Source organism: Streptomyces sp. AM 4-1-1, assembly GCF_029167625.1.
Taxonomy (GTDB): domain Bacteria; phylum Actinomycetota; class Actinomycetes; order Streptomycetales; family Streptomycetaceae; genus Streptomyces.
The window spans coordinates 6,850,599-6,868,600 of record NZ_CP119145.1; the positions used below are offsets into that span (position 1 = coordinate 6,850,599).

The 18,002-nt window shown below is 72.7% G+C and carries 16 protein-coding genes; 15 read left to right on the forward strand and 1 reads right to left on the reverse strand.

The features are described from left to right. Positions 1 to 48: 48 nt before the first annotated feature. Entirely contained in the window at positions 49 to 1,305 is a 1,257-nt protein-coding gene (locus PZB75_RS29110) for a mannosyltransferase family protein (RefSeq protein WP_275538277.1), read from the forward strand. Positions 1,306 to 1,544: 239 nt separating this feature from the next. Here PZB75_RS29110 and PZB75_RS29115 read toward each other — a convergent pair whose 3' ends face one another. After that, positions 1,545 to 2,000, reverse strand: a complete 456-nt coding sequence (locus tag PZB75_RS29115) for a hypothetical protein (protein ID WP_275538278.1) — start codon at positions 1,998 to 2,000, stop codon at positions 1,545 to 1,547. 515 nt (positions 2,001 to 2,515) lie between these two features. On the opposite strand from PZB75_RS29115, the gene yhfZ reads away from it, so the two are divergent. The 14 genes from yhfZ (at position 2,516) to PZB75_RS29185 (ending at position 17,967) form a co-directional block, all read left to right on the forward strand. Then, complete coding sequence (gene yhfZ, locus PZB75_RS29120) at positions 2,516 to 3,454, forward strand: GntR family transcriptional regulator YhfZ (RefSeq protein ID WP_275538279.1); 939 nt, start codon at positions 2,516 to 2,518, stop codon at positions 3,452 to 3,454. Positions 3,455 to 3,563: 109 nt separating this feature from the next. Then, a complete protein-coding gene (locus tag PZB75_RS29125) occupies positions 3,564 to 3,950 on the forward strand; it encodes a PRD domain-containing protein (RefSeq protein WP_275538280.1) in 387 nt (128 codons plus the stop codon). Between the two features lie 53 nt (positions 3,951 to 4,003). Then, positions 4,004 to 4,360: a DUF2620 domain-containing protein gene (locus PZB75_RS29130; protein WP_275538281.1), complete on the forward strand. Its 357-nt coding sequence runs from the start codon at positions 4,004 to 4,006 to the stop codon at positions 4,358 to 4,360. A 44-nt stretch (positions 4,361 to 4,404) separates the two neighbouring features. Next, positions 4,405 to 5,739 carry a YhfT family protein gene (locus PZB75_RS29135; RefSeq protein ID WP_275538282.1) on the forward strand — a complete coding sequence of 445 codons (1,335 nt, stop codon included), beginning with the start codon at positions 4,405 to 4,407 and terminating at the stop codon, positions 5,737 to 5,739. A 48-nt stretch (positions 5,740 to 5,787) separates the two neighbouring features. Beyond that, entirely contained in the window at positions 5,788 to 6,747 is a 960-nt protein-coding gene (locus tag PZB75_RS29140) for a phosphotriesterase (RefSeq protein ID WP_275538909.1), read from the forward strand. 2 nt (positions 6,748 to 6,749) lie between these two features. After that, positions 6,750 to 7,886, forward strand: a complete 1,137-nt coding sequence (locus PZB75_RS29145) for an aminotransferase class V-fold PLP-dependent enzyme (protein ID WP_275538283.1) — start codon at positions 6,750 to 6,752, stop codon at positions 7,884 to 7,886. 2 nt (positions 7,887 to 7,888) lie between these two features. Beyond that, entirely contained in the window at positions 7,889 to 9,052 is a 1,164-nt protein-coding gene (locus PZB75_RS29150; RefSeq protein ID WP_275538284.1) for an alanine racemase, read from the forward strand. Between the two features lie 67 nt (positions 9,053 to 9,119). Next, on the forward strand, positions 9,120 to 10,352 hold the full coding sequence (locus tag PZB75_RS29155; RefSeq protein WP_275538285.1) for a phosphopentomutase: 1,233 nt from the start codon (positions 9,120 to 9,122) through the stop codon (positions 10,350 to 10,352). Between the two features lie 179 nt (positions 10,353 to 10,531). Beyond that, positions 10,532 to 12,358 carry a serine/threonine-protein kinase gene (locus PZB75_RS29160; protein ID WP_275538286.1) on the forward strand — a complete coding sequence of 609 codons (1,827 nt, stop codon included), beginning with the start codon at positions 10,532 to 10,534 and terminating at the stop codon, positions 12,356 to 12,358. Between the two features lie 142 nt (positions 12,359 to 12,500). Beyond that, positions 12,501 to 13,715 carry a Vms1/Ankzf1 family peptidyl-tRNA hydrolase gene (locus tag PZB75_RS29165; protein ID WP_275538287.1) on the forward strand — a complete coding sequence of 405 codons (1,215 nt, stop codon included), beginning with the start codon at positions 12,501 to 12,503 and terminating at the stop codon, positions 13,713 to 13,715. A gap of 143 nt (positions 13,716 to 13,858) precedes the next feature. Then, complete coding sequence (locus tag PZB75_RS29170; protein ID WP_275538288.1) at positions 13,859 to 16,456, forward strand: ATP-dependent Clp protease ATP-binding subunit; 2,598 nt, start codon at positions 13,859 to 13,861, stop codon at positions 16,454 to 16,456. Positions 16,457 to 16,570: 114 nt separating this feature from the next. Then, the gene (locus PZB75_RS29175) at positions 16,571 to 16,978 is read left to right on the forward strand and encodes a DUF2795 domain-containing protein (RefSeq protein ID WP_275538289.1); all 408 of its coding nucleotides are present in this window, start codon (positions 16,571 to 16,573) and stop codon (positions 16,976 to 16,978) included. Positions 16,979 to 17,268: 290 nt separating this feature from the next. Beyond that, positions 17,269 to 17,472: a cold-shock protein gene (locus tag PZB75_RS29180; protein WP_275538290.1), complete on the forward strand. Its 204-nt coding sequence runs from the start codon at positions 17,269 to 17,271 to the stop codon at positions 17,470 to 17,472. A 249-nt stretch (positions 17,473 to 17,721) separates the two neighbouring features. Next, entirely contained in the window at positions 17,722 to 17,967 is a 246-nt protein-coding gene (locus PZB75_RS29185; RefSeq protein ID WP_275538291.1) for a hypothetical protein, read from the forward strand. Positions 17,968 to 18,002: the final 35 nt, after the last annotated feature.

Below are 18,002 nucleotides of genomic sequence, written 5' to 3' on the forward strand. Positions count from 1 at the left end.
CCCCACGGGCCTGTTCGGCATGCGCGGAAGCGCTCCAGAAAGACCGAAATGAGCCTTTCCTCTCCTCCTCGGCGTCCTGAGCGCCCATCGGTCCGAACGGGGACGGCACCCGGGCCGTCCCGCGACCGCACCCGTCCGACGCGTTCGCGTCCGGCCGTACCGGACAGGTTTCCTGCGCGTCCCGGCCCGGCCGACCGCCAGGTGCTGTGGCTGTATCTGCTGACCCGGGTCGGTATCTGGATCACGGCCTACTGCACCTGCCGGCTGTTTCCCGGCGACCGCAGATCCCGTTACGCCGCCTCGTTCCTCTCGCCGTGGCAGCAGTGGGACTGGTGGCATTACCTGCACATAGCCCAGGACGGGTACTTCCCGGAGCCGACCGGCGGGGGAGCGGCGGCCGACGGGGACAACAGAGAGGCGTTCTTTCCCGGCTTTCCCCTCGCGCTGCGAGCCGTCCACACCTTTGTCCCCGACTGGTCCGCCGCGGGAGCGCTGATCTCCTTCGTCGCCGGAGGCGTCGCCGTGCTGGCCCTGGCCCGGATCGCCCGGCTGTATCTGCCGGACGAGGCGGGGCAGCGCGCGGTTCTGTTCTTCCTGTTCTCCCCGTGCGCGGTCTTCCTGGCCGCCGGCTACACGGAAGCGCTCTTCCTCTCGCTGGCCCTGCCCGCCTGGCTGGCCGCCCAGCGCCTCAACTGGCCGCTCGCGGCCGTCCTGGCATGCCTGGCCACCACCGTCCGCGTCAGCGGCCTCTTCCTCTCCGCGGCCCTCGCGGTCCACTTCCTCACCACCGCCCGCTCCTCCGGCCGTTGGCGCGCCCTTCCCTGGCTGGCCCTGCCCGCTCTTCCGCCGCTTCTCCACAGCTGGTACCTGCACGCGCACACCGGCGACTGGATGGCCTGGAAACACGCGGAGGAACGCGGCTGGTACCGCGACTTCCACGCCCCCTGGGAAGCGTGGCGGAACACCTGGCACGCCGCCTTCGGCCACTCCCAGGCCACCGGGTACGCCGTCATGGACCAGGCCGAACTCCTCACCATGCTGGTCGGCGTCGCCCTCTGCGCCCTGCTGATCCGGCGGCGACGCTGGGCCGAAGCCGTGTACATCGGCCTCAACCTGTGGGCGCTGGGCACCTCTTACTGGTACACCTCCCTGCCCCGCGCGACGCTCCTGTGGTGGCCGCTGTGGACCGGCCTGGCCGCGTGGAGCCTGCGGCGCCCCCTCGTCAGGACCGCCTACCTCGCCATCGTGGCCCCTCTGATGACCGTCTTCGCCGTCACCTTCCTCTCCGGACGGTGGGCCGGCTGACCGCACCCGGGAATCGCTGTCCGGGGCAGCCTCCGCCGCAGGGCGGCATCCCCGCCGACTGGTCGCTCAGGGCTCGGCGGGACCGGTTCCTCCGGCGCCGGAGGACGGGGCGCGGACGCTGCGGAGCGCGCCCGGGACTCCGCAGCAGGTGTGAACACCGCGAACACCGCGGACGCCATCGCCGCGCTCCCCGCCGGCACCCCCGACGCGTGCTAGGGGAACCGCGTCCGGCGGACGATTCACCGCTCGGGCGGGGGCGCGAGCAGCATCGGCCAGTCGGCATCGTCGGTGAGCACGTCGTCGAGCGTACGGTCGGGACGCGCGGTGAAGACCACGGTCCCCGGCGCCGCCCGCGCGTACGTCCCCGGGTCGACCGGGCCCTTCACGCGCAGCACCGACGCGGCCTCCCGGTCGACCGCCGAGTGCCCGGGGAACGCCGAGACGTCCACGCCGATCCGCTCCAGCGCGTACGGGTGCACGACGACGTCGACCACCAGGCGGTCGGCGTCGAGCGTGTGCTCGGCCCAGCCGTCGGTCCGCGCCAGGAACAGGACGCCGTCGCCCTCGTAGCAGTGACCGCCGAGCCGGGCGACGGCCCGCTCGCCCGGCGGTCCGTCGGGATCGACGAGAAGCACCACGACCGGTACGTCGGGCTCGTCGGGGTTGACGCCTGGGCGGACGCTGATCCGGGCCATGGGTGGCCTCCGGTGAGGGGTGGGGGCGAGGTGGCGCCGGCACAACGAGGTGACCGCGACCGACGCCCGCCGATGTACGGACAGCGTAGGGCGGGCCGGTGCCGGCGACCGTCCTGCCCCCGGAAAGCGGGCCGTACCGGAGCCGGCCGGCGGGGGAGACCTGATGGTGCTCGGCCTGCCTCCCGGTCCGCCACCCGGCGACCCCCGTTCCGGCGGGCACGTACAGGCCTGGGGCCTTTCGTTCGGATCAGGCCGGGCTCTCGCGGGCTCCGGCACCGCATCTCGCGGCGGTGTCGTCGGCCGGCATGGCTTCGCACCGCCATGACTCCCTCCGCCGCCTCGCGACGCACGGCGAGCCCGCTCCCTCCTCCTCCGGCCTGATCCCGGCGAAAGGCCCCAGCTCCGCCCTCGGCTTCGTGGTCGTCGGGGGCGTTCCCGCCCTCCGGCGGCCTCGACCGGAGAAGGCGCGAAGAGCACCCTTGTCAATATCCAGAATCCTGCTTATTGTTTGATTCGTGAACGCTTTCGATGATCGTTTACTCACTCGAAACGGCCTCGCCGCCCGGCAGCTCGCCGTCCTGCTGCTCAACCACGAGCCGGACACCCGCCTGCCCCGCGTCCGCGACTTCGCCGAGGAGCTGGGCTGCGGAAACGGCACGGTCCAGGCGGCGCTGCAACTCCTGGAGGAGGCCGGTGCGATCGGGACCACCGCGCGCGGTCATCTCGGCACCTTCCTCGTCCACTCGGACCGCGCCGTGCTCTGGCGGGTCGCCGGACTCGGCACGCTGCTCGCGGCGATGCCCCTTCCCTACTCGCGGAGGTACGAGGGACTGGCGACCGGACTGCGCAACGCCTTCGAGGAGGCGGGCGCCCCGTTCGCCATCACCTTCATGCGTGGCGCCGGGACCCGTACCGACGCTCTGCTCGAAGGCAAGGTCGATCTCGTCGTCCTGTCCCGCTTCGCCGCCGACCGGCTGATCGCCGAACACCCCGTGGAGCTCGTCGCCGAGCTCGGCCCCGCCACCTACGTCGGGGCCCACGGCCTGCTGCTGCGACGCGGCGCCGACGTCGATTCCCCCGGTCTGCGGGTGGCGATCGACCACGCGTCCGAGGACCAGCGGATGCTGGTCGAGCGGGCCTTCGCGGGGCGCGAGGACATCGAGTGGCTGGAGGCGTCCTACATGCAACTGCGTGATCTCTTCGCCCGTGACGAGGTCGACGCGACCGTCTGGAACCTGGACGAGGTCCAGGACCGGATAGGTTTCGCCGTCGACGTACTTCCGCTCGGTGACGAGGTCACCCGGGAGCTCGCCCTGCGCAACTCCAGTGCGGCGATCATCGGCAGGACCGACGGCGCGAAGGCCCTCGCGGCGGTGCGGGACTCGCTCGACCTCTCCCTCATCACCTCGGCGCAGAGCGAGGTGCTGCGCGGGGAGCGCGTCCCCTCGTACTGACCCCGGGGCCGCGGCCCGTACGGACCGGTGACCGACGTCTCTCCTCTTCGGCCCGTTCCACGACCTGAAAATACAAAATCCTGGTTACTGTTGATTTTAGGAGGAACAGATGGACGAACAACTCGCACTCCGCATCCAGCTCTTCCGTGAGGGCGGTCAGGTCAGGCCCGAGGTCGCCGGCTTCGTCACCGATGAACTGACCACCCTCGAAGCGGACGGCCGCACCGTCACCGAGGCGACCGCGGGCATGCTGACCAGCCATCTCATGATGGCGCTCACCCGTCTGCTGGACGGCGAACCGATCGAGCAGTTCCTCACCGACGAGCAGGTCGCGGCGGAACTGGCCGGACACCCCGACGCCGTCGCCCGCGCCCGCGCGGTCTCGGCGCGCGCCCGTGAACGGCTCGGCGCCGAGCTGCCCGAGTCCGAGATCAACTTCCTCGGTATGCATCTCGCCGTACTCGCCCAGCAGTCACCGGCCACCCCCACCTCCTGACCCGTCCGGGCGCGGTCCCGCACCCGGCGTACACACAGAGAGAAGGACCAGACATGACGAAGATCCTCACCGGCGGTGTCGGCAAGGTCGAGGTCACCGAGACGATCAAGAAGCTCGGACTCGACGGCATCGAGGTCGTCAAGTCCAGCGACATGGACGCCGCGATGAAGCTCCGGGTCGGACAGGCCGACTACTACCTCGGCACCTGTCACACCGGCGCCGGCGCCTCACTCGGGGTGCTCGTCGGACTGATGGGCAACGCCGCCTGCCACACCTTCGGCCGCAGCGTCCCCACCGAGGACCAGATCACCGCTCTCCTCGCCGACGGCAAGAAGGTCTTCGGCTTCTCGATGGACCAGATCGACACCATCGCCCCCCTCATGGCGCGCGCCATCGCCGCCCGCGGCTGAACCAGCCCTCCCCCCAGTCGTTTCGGGCACGAAGGAGTGACCCAGTGAGTACCACACTCGCGGCCGGAGCCGGCCTCGACTTCACGTTGGCCCAGCAGCTGACCGTGATAGCGCTCTGCGCGCTGACCGCGTACATCGCGCACATGGCCCTCGCCGTCTTCAACGACGGCGTCCGGCCGTTCATGCTGGACTTCATCCAGGGTCGCACCACCCGCAGTGCCACCACCGCCGTCTCCTTCGGCCTGTCCGCCGGCTTCATCTTCGGCCTCGGCGCGCCGATGGCCCTGTCCACCGGGGTGCTGAACCCCTGGCTGCTCTTCCTGCCCACCGACATCCTCGGCATGCTGTCGCCGAAGAAGTGGCTCGCGCCGATCCTCGGCGGGGCCTGGGGCGCGGTCGTCGTCTTCGGACTGAACGGCGCCAACAACGTCGCGCACGATCTGCCCGTCGACTTCATCACCGCGATGCAGCAGATGTCGACGCCGATCCTCTTCCTCTTCACGCTGTTCCCGGTGCTCGCCATCACCAAGCAGTTCGGCCGCAAGTGGGGCGGACTCGCCGGGGTCCTCGAACTCGCCCTCGTCGTCCTCACCATGAAGGCCTGGCCGAACATGTTCGCCGGGGCGCTCGCCATGGCCGTCGGCGTGCTGATGCTCATCGCCCTGGCCGTCGCCAAGGACCTCAAGCAGCGCAAGGCCGACCGCGCCGAGGGCGTCACCGAGGTCGTCCTCGACGACGACCCGATGGCCTCCCTCTTCAGCGCCAGCGCGGCCCGGCTGCGCAAGTACCTGCCGCTGTTCATGGTGCTCGGCGCGGGCGTCTGCGTCCTCGCCCAGATGCACATATTCGGTGGCGGTGAGGCGACCAGCTTCCTGATCGCCAAGGGACAGTACGGGGAAGCCGCCCAGGTCGACTTCTACCGGGTCTTCGGCTTCATCCCGCTGATCGCGACCACCGCGCTCGCCTCCGGGGCGTACGGCATCGCGGGCTTCACCCTGGTGTACCCGATCGGCTACCTGATGCCGAACCCGTTCCTCGCCGCGATCGTCGGCGCGGTCGTGTTCGCCCTCGAAGTGCTGGCCCTGTCGTACATCGGCAAGCTCCTCGGGAAGCTGCCCAGTGTCCGTGACTCCTCGGAACACCTGCGCAGCGCGATCAGCGAAACCCTCCAGCTCGCGATCCTCTTCGGCTCCCTGATGGCCGCCAACGCCATGGGCGGCGGGCTCGGCATCCTCGTCGTCGGCGGGCTCTACCTGCTGAACGAGGCGATGGGCCGGCCGGTCGTGAGGATGGCCGCCGCGCCCGCCGCGGTGATCGTCGGCGGAATCCTTCTCAACGTCCTGTACTGGCTCGACCTGTTCACCCCGATCAAGGGCTGAGGCCGGACCCGTACGCCAGGAAGGAACCCCGAGATGAACACCCCCACGATGAACACCCCCGCCGGCCGGCCCGTGCTCCGGACGGTGACCGGCGACCTCCCGGCCGACGCCGTACGCGGCCCCGTCCTCGCCCATGAACACCTGGTCCTCGACCTGGACCGGGCGGGCGACGGCGCCGCCGTGCTGCGCCCCGACCGCCACCTCGCCGCCGTCACCGCGGAACTGGCCGCACTGCGCCAGGAGTTCGGCCTCTCCCTGGTCGTCGAACTCACCTGCCGGGGCATGGGCCGCGACCCGCTCGCCCTGGCCCGGATCGCCCGGGACGCCCAGGTCGCCGTCGTCGCCGCGACCGGCTGGTACTACGAGCCGTTCCACACCCCCGAGATCGACGGAAGCGGCATCGAACAGCTCACCGACACCCTCGTCGAGGAGATCACCGACGGCATCGGCGCCACCGGCGTCCGCCCCGGCGTCCTCGGCGAGATCGGCAGCCACGGCGACGTCCCCACCGCGGCCGAGACCAAGGTGCTGCGCGCCGGCGCGCGGGCCGCCACCGCCACCGGGCTCTCCGTCGCCACCCACGCACAGCTCGGTCACGGTGGACTCGCCCAGCTCGAACTGCTCACCGCCGAGGGCCTGGCACCCCACCGGATCTGCATCGGCCACCAGGACCTCCTGGACGACCCGGCCACGCACCGCGAGATCGCCGCGAGCGGGGCGTACGTCGCCTTCGACACCATCGGCAAGGACAGCTACCAGAGCGACGGGACCCGGCTGAGACTGCTGCTCGCCCTCCTGGAGGCCGGACACGCCGACCGGGCCCTGCTCAGCTGCGACATCTCCCGCCACGGCTACCTCGTCGGCGAGGGCGGCCAGGGATACGGACACCTCTTCCGGAGCTTCCTGCCCGAACTCCGCGCGGCCGGGGTGGACGACGGACTCGTCGACCTGATGACACGCCGCAACCCGCTGCGCTTCCTGACCGGCGCGAGCACGGAGGAGAACTGACCATGAGCACCCCTTCCCCCCGCACAGGACCGGCCCTCCCGCAGACCCACCCGCTCGCGACCGTCGGACTCGACGAGGCCATCGCCCAGCAGTTCCGGCTGCTGGAGTGCACGGCGGCCCACTTCGAGGGGGCCCAGCTCTTCGACGCCGACTCCGGAGTCGTCCCCGGTCTCGGCCGCCCCCGCACCACCGCCCGCGTCGAGGCCGTCCTCGCCGACTTCTTCGGCGCCGAGGACGCGGCCTTCGTCCAGGGCGCGGGAACGGGCGCGATCCGCGCCGCGCTCAACGCCGCCGTCACGGCGGGCGACCCCCTGCTCATCCACCGGGCGCCCGTCTACCGCACCACCGAGGTGACCCTGCGCGGCATCGGAGTACGGACCGTCGAGGCCGACTTCAACGACCCCCGGGCGCTGCGCGAAACCCTCGCCTCCGGACGGTTCCGCTGGGCCTACGTCCAGCACACCCGGCAGCGGCTCGCCGACTCGTACGACCCGGGCCGGGTGCTCGCCGACTGCCGGGCGGCCGGGGTACGCACCCTCGTCGACGACAACTACGCCGTCCTGCGGGCCCCGCGCGCCGGGGTGGAACTCGGCGCGGACGCCTCCTGCTTCTCCCTCTTCAAACTGCACGGCCCGGAAGGCGTCGGCATCGTCGTCGGCGCCCGCGACCTCGTCGGGCGCGTCCGCGCGGACAACTACTCCGGCGGCGGACAGGTCCAGGGCCACCAGGCCCTCGACGCCCTGCGCGCCCTCACCCACGTACCGGTCATGTGGTCGGTGCAGTCACGGGTCGGCGCCGAGATCGCCGAACGGCTGACCGCGGGCGAGGTGGACGGCGTCGCCGAGGTGCGGATCGCCAACGCCCAGGACCGCTGCCTGCTCGTCCGGCTCGACCGGCCGGTGGCCCGCGAACTGCCCGCCGTCGCCGCGCGTTTCGGCGCCGCCCCCTACCCCGTCGGCTCCAACTCGCGCTACGAGATCGCGCCGCTCTTCTACCGGATGTCCAGCTCGGCACTGGACGACGCCCCCGAACTCGCCGACTGGACCGTGCGCATCAACCCGATGCGGGCCGGCGCGGATCTCGTCATCGACATCCTGCGCGCCTCGCTCGCCGCGCTGAACGACCAGAAGGACGACTGACCGTGTTCCTCGACACCGTGCTCACCCGCAACCCCGAGCTCGTCGAAGCCGCGGCCGGCCTGCACCGACGCGGTGAGATCCCGCCCGACACCTACGTCATGGACCTCGACTCGATCGAGGCCAACGCCGCCCTCCTCGCCGCCGAGGCACAGCGGCTGGGCCTCGGCCTCTGGTTCGTCGTCAAACAGTTCGGCCGCAACCCCGAACTGATCAGGGCCGTCGCCCGGCACATCCCCCGCTACGCGGCCATCGACGCCGGCGAGGCCCGCACCCTGCACGCCGCGGGCGCACGGGCCGGAAACGTCGGCCACCTGGTCCAGATCCCGCGCCGCGCCCTGCCCGAGGTGCTGGCCCGGCGCCCCGAGGCCGTCACCGTGTACGACCTCGACAACGCCCGCGCGGTCTCCGGGGCCGCCGGACGGCTGGGCTTCACGCAGGACGTCCTCGTACGTCTCGAAGGCGCCGACGGCACCGTCTACCCCGGCCAGGAGGGGGGAGTCCCGCTCGCCCGGCTGGACACCTTCGCCGAAGCCGCCGAACAACTGCCCGGCATCCGGATCGCGGGCGTCACCGCCTTCCCCTGCGTCCTGTGCGACCCGGCGACCGGAACCCCCGCCCCGACGGCCAATCTGCTGCTCGCCGTCAAGGCCCGGGAGATCCTGGCAGCCCGGGGCCACACGGACCTCAAGCTGAGCGCCCCCAGCGCCACCTCCATGGCCTCCCTGCCGCTGCTGGCCGAAGCCGGCGCCACCCACGGCGAACCCGGCCACGCGCTGACCGGCACCACCCCGCTGCACGCGCTCGACCCGCACCAGCCGGAGAAGCCCGCGTACGTGTACGTCAGCGAGATCGCCCACACCCTCGACGATGGCCGCCCCGCCCTCTACGGCGGCGGCTTCTACGCCCGCTCCCACATCCGCAGCGCGCTGCTGCCGCGCACCGGCGCACGCCTCGGGGTGCAGGACGCGCCCGCCGAGAACATCGACTACTACCGGCTGCTCGACGCCCCCGGCGAGGGGCAGGACATACGGCTCGGTGACACCGCGCTGCTCGCCTTCCGCACACAGATCTTCGTCACCCGCTCGACCGTCGCCGTCGTCTCCGGTCTCTCCCGGGGCGCCCCCCGGCTCAACGGGCTGTACGACGCCCAGGGCCGGGCCCTGTGAAGCACCGGGCACAACCGTGCGAAGCGCCGGGGGAACCGTGCCGAGCACCGAAGGAAAGGAATCACTGATGGCCAAGACCGTCATCGTCGTCATCGACGGGTTCGGGATCGGGGCCATGCCCGACGCGGGAGCCCTGCGCCCCGGCGACCTCACCGCCGACACCTGCGGACACGTCCTCGACCACTGCCGCGAAGCGTTCGGCCGGCCACTGCGGCTGCCGGTCCTCGGCGCCCTCGGCCTGGGCCTCGTCCATCCGCACCCGGACCTCGCCCGGCGCACCCACCTCCCGGTCGCCGCGGGCCGGGCCGCCCTCGGCTACCCCGGCGCCGACACCTTCGCGGGCCACCAGACCATGATGGGCGCCGACTTCAGCCGGGTGACGGTGGCCCGGCTCGCCGACCACCTCGCATCCGTGACCACGGCCCTCGAAGCGGCCGGGCACCACGTCGAACGCCTGGACGGCGGCCCGCTGCTGGTCGTCGACGGGGCGGTGCTCGTCCACGACAACCTGGAGGCCGATCCGGGCATCAACTGGAACGCGTCCGGCCGGCTGGAGGACCTGCCCTTCGACGGCATCCTCGCCATCGCCGGGACGGTACGCACGGTCGCGCCGGTCGCGCGCGTCATCGCGGTCGGCGGTCACGCGGACGCCCCGCTCCAGCGGTTCGTACGGCCCGGCGACGGAGGAACGGTCGGCCTGGACACCCCCGCCACCGGCTTCTACCGCAACGGCGGCCTCGAAGTGCGGCACCTCGGCGCCGAACTCGACCACACCCGCCAGCTCCCCGACCTGGCCGCGGCCGCCGGAATCCCCGTCACCCTGGTCGGCAAGGCCGCCGACATCCTCGCCTGTGACGCGGCCCGCCGCCGGCCCGCCGTGCGGACCGCCGACGTCCTGTCCCACACCCTCGACGCGGTACGCGCCCCCGGCGACGCGCTCGTCGTCACCAACGTCCAGGAGAGCGACCTGGCGGGGCATCAGCAGGACACCGAACGGTACGGACACATCCTGGAACAGACCGATGCCGGGCTCGCCGCGCTCGTGGCGTTGCTGGACAGCCCCGGCGACCGCCTCATCGTCACGGGCGACCACGGCAACGACCCGACGATCGGGCACGCCCACCACACCCGCGAGTACGTGCCCGTGCTCATCCACCGGCCCGGCGCGGAGGGCGTGACCCGGCTGCCGGACGCGGGCAGCCTGGCCGACGTCGGCGCCACCGCCGCCGCCTCGCTGTCGCTCGACCCGGCGGGGCTCGCCAACGGCGCCGCACTGCGCCCGGACCGCCACGCCGCCTGAACCCCGGACAGGACCGAACACCCCGCCGCCGCCCGCCTCCCGGTGGTCCGCGGCGCCGGTCCGGCTCCCGCCAGGGAGCCCAACCGGGCCGCGCCCCGGGCGCGTTGGCCGTGCGCGGCACGGTCGCGGTCGCCGGTCCGCCGGACCGCGCGGCCGCCGGATGTGGCACAGTCGTGCCGGTGGACGTGCTGCGACCCCAGGACCCCCCGCGCATAGGCGCCTATCAGCTTCTCGCCCGCCTCGGCGCGGGCGGCATGGGACAGGTCTATCTCGGCCGGTCGCCCGGCGGACGGCTGGTGGCCGTGAAGGTGATCCGGGACGAGATCAGCGATCACCCCGATGCCCTGGCCCGGTTCCGCCGGGAGGCGGCGACCGTGGAGACCGTGCGCAGCGCCTACACCGCCCAGCTGATCGAGGCATCGCTCGACACGGCTCCGTACTGGCTGGCCACCGAGTACGTGGCGGGACCCACGCTGCGCGGCGCCGTGGCCACGGGCGGACCGTTCCCGCCGGACAGCGCGCTGCGGCTGCTCGCCGCGCTCGCAGAGGGGCTCGCCGCGGTGCACGTCCACGGGGTGACCCACCGGGACCTGAAACCGCAGAACGTCATCCTCTCGTCCCAGGGCCCGCAGCTCATCGACTTCGGGATCGCCCGGGGGCTCGGACAGACGGTCCTCACCCGGGACGGGGCCGCCCCGGGAACACCCGGATACGCGGCGCCCGAGGTCGTCCTGCGCAACGAGGTCGGCCCGGCGGCGGACGTCTTCGCGCTGGGGGCGACGCTGGCGTACACGGCGACCGGACGGCCCCCGTACGGAGCGGGTGACGCGATGGTGGTGAGCTACCGGGCCGTGCACGAGGACATCGACGTGGCCGGGGTGCGGGCCGATCTGGCCGCGCTCATCCGACGGTGTGTCGCCAAGGACCCCGCGGACCGGCCGGACCCCGCCACCGTGATCGCCGGGTGCGCGGTGGACTCGGTGCTGGCGGCGGACACCCACTACCGCTCGCTGGTCCGGGAAGCGGGATTCGCGCCCGTACCCGTACCGGGAGAGGTGAGCGCGCCGCCCTCGTCCTCCGGCGCGCACCGCCCAGCCGGCGGCGTGCACGACCCCGCCGAGCCGGAACACGGGGCCGGCGCCGCGCCCGTGTCCGCGCCTGGGACCGGGGCCCGGACCCGGCCGCTGGACCGGGAGCGGGCCGAGGCCGGGCCGGTGGACGAGATCCCGTCGGGGCCCGTGCCCCGGGACGCGCCCGGCACCACCCCGTACGACCGGCCGGAGCGGTCGCCACGGCCCGCCCGCACCCGTCGCAGGGCCTGGCTCGCGGCGGGCGCGGTGGCCGTCGCGGCGGCGGGGACGGTCCGGCTGCTGACCGGCCAGGACCACCATGGTGCGGCCGCCGCGCCCACGGCCGGGGTCACCGCCTCCGGGCCACCGGCCGCGTCGAGTGCGGCGACGGCCCGCCCGGCCGCCGGACCGCCGGACCACATCCTGAACGGCCGGATCTCGCAGGACCGCTGGTCGCTGTCGGACGATCCGGCGGAGGCCGCCCAGGGCATGGGTTCCTGCGATCTGGCGGGTCTCGCCGAGTCGTCACCCCCGTCGGGGCTGCGGTCCTCCGTCTCGCACACCACCGGCTCGGACACCGCCACGGTGGCACTGCGCCCGAAGGACGCGGGACAGGGAAAGCGGCCCGAGCCGTACTACCTGGCGGTGGGCGTACGGCCCCCGCACGAGACGGACCGCGCCACCGGCCGGCCCACGGCGGCCGCCGCGAAGGGCATCGGCTTCACCAGCAGGCCCGTCGACCTCTTCGCCAAGTGGTCCTCGGGCGGAACCATCACACTCAAGTATCCCGACGACTTCCGCGCCCACTTCGGCGAGCGGACCGTCGACGCGATCCCGGTGGGCGACGACCGGGGCGACTGGACCGTGGTGCTCTACCACGTCGAGGGCGGTCCCGAGGACTACACCTCCGTCGTGTGCAACGGTTTCCACGCCTGACCGGGGCACGGCCCGGCTCCCCGGCCGGGAGAACCGACCGCCGGATACGGTGACGGCACATTTATCGCATCTGTCCGAATGGCGAGTGATGTGCCGGGTACCCGACACCCTCGGCAGATCGATTCTCCACGCTGGAGGAGCCATGGAACTCGCACCTCTCGCCCCCCTGTACGAACGCCCGGGACCGTGGGCGACCGTCTACGTCGACACTTCCGTCGCGGACGAGGCCACCCTCGACCGCCGCGCGCTCCAGGCCCGTCAGATCGGCCGGGAACTCGCCGGGCAGGGCGCCGACGACGCCACCTGCCGCGCGGTCGAGGACACCGTCGGCTCGTACTCGTACGGGGAGGGCGCCGCCGGGCACGCGGTCTTCGCCACGCACGGCGAGGTGGTGCTCGACCCCGTCCTGAGCCTGCGCCCGCCCGCCGAGCTGTCCAGCACCTGGGCCGCGCTGCCGCACGTCGCACCGCTGCTGACGCTGGCCCCCGACGAGCCGGACTGTCTCGTCGCCCGCATCGACCGGACGGGCGCCGATCTCGAACTGCGCACCCCGGTCTCCAGCCGCTCCGCCGGGCAGGTGACCGGCAGGACCTGGCCGATGCACCGGACCGCGACCGCCGACTGGTCCGAACGGCACTTCCAGCTGAGCGTCGAGAACACCTGGGAGCAGAACGCCAGGACCATCGCGACGGCCATCGAGGAGTGCCGGACGGAGACCGGCGCCGGCCTGGTCGTCCTGGCCGGTGACACGAGGGAGCGCCGCTCCGTCCACGAGCATCTGCGGCACCTGCCCGCCGACGTGGTCGAGACCGATCACGGAGGCCGGGCCGCGGGCTCGGAGACCCACCTCCTCGACGAGGCGATCGAAGCGCACCGGCACGCGCTCACCCGCCGCCGGACCGCCGACGGGCTGGAACGCTTCCGGGCCGCCAGGAGCCGCGCGGGCGGCACGACCGACGCCGCCGAGGGGGTCCCCGCACTGATCGAAGCGGCCCGCGAGCACCGTATCGACACGCTCTACCTCAAGCCGGACGGGCCGGACGCCCACCGGGAGGTGTGGGCGGGGCCCGGCCCCGACCAGCTCGCCCTTCGTCGCACCGACGTCCGGTACCTCGGCGAGCCGGAACCCTTCGCCGTACGCGCCGACGACGCCCTGGTCCGTTCGGCGGCGATGGCCGGGGCGGACGTGATCCTCGTACGTCCCGATCTCGACCCGGCGACCGACGCGTCCCACGACCTCGACGCCCGGCCCGGCACGGCCGAGGAGGGCACGCACGTGCCCGAGGGCGGTCTGGGAGCCCTGCTGCGCGGACCCGAGGCGGGGGAGCACCCGCGGTACGAGGAGGGCACCGGATGAGATCCGGCGGCACCGGCGACCACCGAGCCCGGGGCCCGGACCGGCCCGGGGTGTGAGCCCGCACGGGCACCGGTGGCGCTGACACCGCGGTCTCCGGAAGCGAAGCGAGCCGCGACGCGGTCGCGGCAGCGGAACGGACACAGATGAGCAGTGGACACATGGGTCCGGAGGGCTACGGCCCCGACCCCATCGGCGATTTCCTCTCCCGCTTCTTCGGCGGCGGTACGGGGCCTCCCGGCAGCGCGCGGCGCGGGCCCCGGCAGGCGGACACCGCCCGGCTGATGAGCGAACCCGCCCGCAAACTCGTCATGTCCGCGGCGTCCTATGCCGCGGAACACGGCAGCTCGGAGCTGGGCACCGCCCATCTTCTGCGGGCGGCGCTGACGGCGGAACCGACCCGCGCCATGCTGGCGGACGCGGGAGCGGACCCCGACGCGCTGGCCGCGGACATCGACCGCACCATCGGCACCGGGCCCCGCCGGACCGCGGTCGCCGTCACCCCGGCCGTCAAGAGGGCGCTGCTGGGGGCCCACGAGCTGGCGCTGGCCACCGGCTCGTCCTACATAGGCCCGGAACACGTGCTCGGGGCGCTCGCCGCCAATGCGGACTCGGCCGCCGGGCGGCTCCTCGACATGCTCCACCTCGCCTCGGCCGCCGCCCCGCAGGGGGCCCAGGGCCCGCAGGGCCCCACCACCGAACAGCGGCACGACACACCGACCCTCGACAAGTACGGCAGGGACCTCACCGACCTCGCCCGCAGCGGTCGCGTCGATCCCGTCATCGGCCGCGACGACGAGGTCGAGCAGATGATCGAGGTGCTTTCGCGCCGGGGAAAGAACAACCCCGTCCTCATCGGTGACGCGGGCGTCGGCAAGACCGCGATCGTCGAGGGGCTGGCGCAGCGCATCGCCGAGGGCGACGTGCCCGCCACCCTGCGGGACCGGCGGGTCGTCGCGCTCGACCTGTCCGGGGTCGTCGCGGGCACCCGCTACCGCGGTGACTTCGAGGAACGCCTCAACAGCGTCATCGAGGAGATCCGGGCGCACTCCGACTCCCTCATCGTCTTCATCGACGAGCTGCACACCGTCGTCGGAGCGGGAGGCGGCGGCGAGGGAGGGTCCCTGGAGGCGAGCAACATGCTGAAGCCCGCCCTGGCCCGCGGAGAGCTGCACGTCGTGGGCGCCACCACACTGGAGGAGTACCGCCGCCACATCGAGAAGGACGCCGCACTCGCCCGCCGCTTCCAGCCGATCCTGGTCCCGGAACCCTCGGTCACGGACGCGGTCGAGATCCTGCGGGGTCTCCAGGACCGGTACGAGGCCCATCACCAGGTGCGGTACACCGACGAGGCGCTTCTCGCGGCGGTCGAACTCTCCGACCGCTACCTCACGGACCGCTTCCTCCCCGACAAGGCCATCGACCTCATCGACCAGGCCGGCGCACGGGTCCGGCTGCGCTCCCGCGCCAAGGGCACCGACGCCCGCGAACTCGAACGCCAGGTCGAGCAGTTGACCAGGGACAAGGACCAGGCCGTCGCCTCGGAGCAGTACGAACAGGCCACCGAACTGCGCGACCGCATCGCCGAGCTGACCGCCCGGACGACGACGGACGACGGGCACCGCCCGAGCGACGGTCAGGTGGTCGAGGTGACGGCGGAGGACATCGCCGAGATCGTGTCGCGGCAGACCGGCATACCGGTCAGCAGCCTGACCCAGGAGGAGAAGGACCGGCTGCTCGGACTCGCCGGCCATCTGCACGCCCGGGTCGTGGGCCAGGAGGACGCGGTGACCGCCGTCGCCGACGCGGTCCTGCGGTCGCGCACCGGCCTCGCCGACCCGCACCGGCCGGTCGGCAGCTTCCTGTTCCTCGGACCGACCGGCGTCGGCAAGACCGAACTCGCCCGAGCACTCGCCGAGGCACTGTTCGGCAGCGAGGAGCGCATGGTGCGCCTCGACATGAGCGAGTACCAGGAACGGCACACCGTCAGCAGGCTGGTCGGCGCCCCGCCCGGATACGTGGGTCACGAGGACGCCGGACAGCTGACCGAGGCCGTCCGGCGCCACCCGTACTCCCTCGTGCTCCTGGACGAGGTGGAGAAGGCGCACCCGGACGTCTTCAACATGCTCCTGCAAGTGCTCGACGACGGACGCCTCACCGACGCGCAGGGCCGCACCGTCGACTTCAGGAACACCGTCGTGGTGATGACGAGCAACCTCGGCTCGGAGGCGGTCTCCGGAACCCGCGGCACCCTCGGCTTCAACGCTCCGGACGCGGAGAACGCCGGGGAGCAGGCCGCGCGGGAGCACGCGCTCCGTGCGCTGCGCGAACACTTCCGGCCGGAATTCCTGAACCGGCTGGACGAGATCATCGTCTTCCACCGGCTCACCGAGGACCAACTGCGCAGGATCACCGGTCTGTTGTTGGACGCGACCAGGCGCAGGCTGCACGCGCAGGACATCTCCGTCGAGTTCACGCCGGACGCGGTCGACTGGATCACCCGCCGGGGCCACCAGCCGGAGTACGGCGCGCGCCCGCTGCGCCGCACCATCCAGCGCGATGTCGACAACACCCTCTCGCGGCTCCTGCTCGACGGGGCGCTGTCGCCGGGGGACCGGGTGAGCGTGGCGACGGAGAACGGCGAACTGTCGTTCCGTACCGAGACCCCGGCCACCGCCCCGGCCGAAGGCCGGGACGACGCGTCCGCCGCATCGCACCCGGACGAAGGAGGGAACGCGCCATGACCGACCCGCCCTGAACCCCGTCCCACAACCAGGTACCCATGGCCTCCGCGCCCCCTCTCCCACGAACCGGCCGCGGTGGCCCGCCCGACGACAGCGGACCAGGAGGTGCTCCCGATGGAGCGAGGAAGCAACCCGGTGAGCGCGCGCAAGGACGACGAGATGAAGCACGAACTGCGGGGATACCTGCGGTCCGGGCAGTCGACCCACACGGAGGAGGACCACGACCCCGAACCGCCCGCCGACGACGACGTGCGGGTCGACCCCGGCGGGCCCGTACCGCCCCCCGGCGAGGAGGGTGACCGGGTGCGGGCGGAGGCCGGGGCCGGAACGCTGCGGACCGAGCTGGCCCGTCACCTCACCCGCCGGACGTTCCCCGCCGACAAGGCGTCCCTGCTGGCCGCCCTGGAGGAGGAGCACGCCCCGGACGAGCTGATCGCGGCCGTCCGGGAACTGCCCGCGGACGACCGGTACGCCAACGCCGGGGAGATCGTCAGGGCGCTCGGACACCGCCCCGCCCCCTGAGCCCGGACCCCGCCCGAACCGGCGCTCAGATCTTCCTACGACGGAGGCATAGGGGTGATTTTGGCCATCAGCTGTGCGTGGTGGCCGAAATCCGTGTTTCGCCGTGGGTTCGAGGTCACGTACCTTCCGTGATGAGCGCTGTTCAGGACCGGTCCGGCGGGACCTGTCCACGGCACTCAGTACATCCGCTGTACGGAAGCCGGCTCCGGCCGGACGGCCGTGCGGCCTACAGATTTCGCACGACGCGCACCCTCGGGTGAGCCCGGGCGCACCCGAGTAGGAGAGAACAAATGGCCAGTGGCACCGTGAAGTGGTTCAACTCGGAGAAGGGTTTCGGGTTCATCGAGCAGGACGGCGGCGGCCCCGACGTCTTCGCCCACTACAGCAACATCAACGCCCAGGGCTTCCGTGAGCTCCAGGAGGGCCAGAAGGTCAACTTCGACGTCACCCAGGGCCAGAAGGGCCCCCAGGCGGAGAACATCACCCCCGCCTGACTTCGTCGCCGCAGGACGCCCCACGCCGGACCCGGCGCGGGGCGTCCTCGCGTTCCGGGGCCGGTTCCCTCCGGACGAGCGCCGTCGGCCCGGGGGGGGGCGGGCGCGCGCCCACCCGGGCCGACGCGGACGGCGCCCCGCGGCCCGGGACGCCCGCGCGGGTCGCGGTGGTGTCCCGCTCCGGATGCGGGGGAGGGCTGTACGGGTGACGGTGGAGAGGAGAAAACGACCTCTTCCCCCTGGAGAATCATGATCGTCAAGAAACTGCACGAAAAGGGCCTGAAGTCCGAGCACGCCTACTGCGCCGCGTTCGTGTCCATCGGCCTGTCCGTGTGCTCGTGGGCGGGCTCCCTGAAGGCCGAGGGGCGGGGTATGGACCGCGCCGACCGCTGGGGGATATTCGTGGGCGAGTGGGCGCCGACCTTCTTCGGTCTCGGCCTCGCGCTCGCGGGCTACGAGCGCGAACACCACCACCTGCACGCCGTCGAACACTGACGCCCTCGGAACGGGTGGCTCCTGCCCGGAGCGGG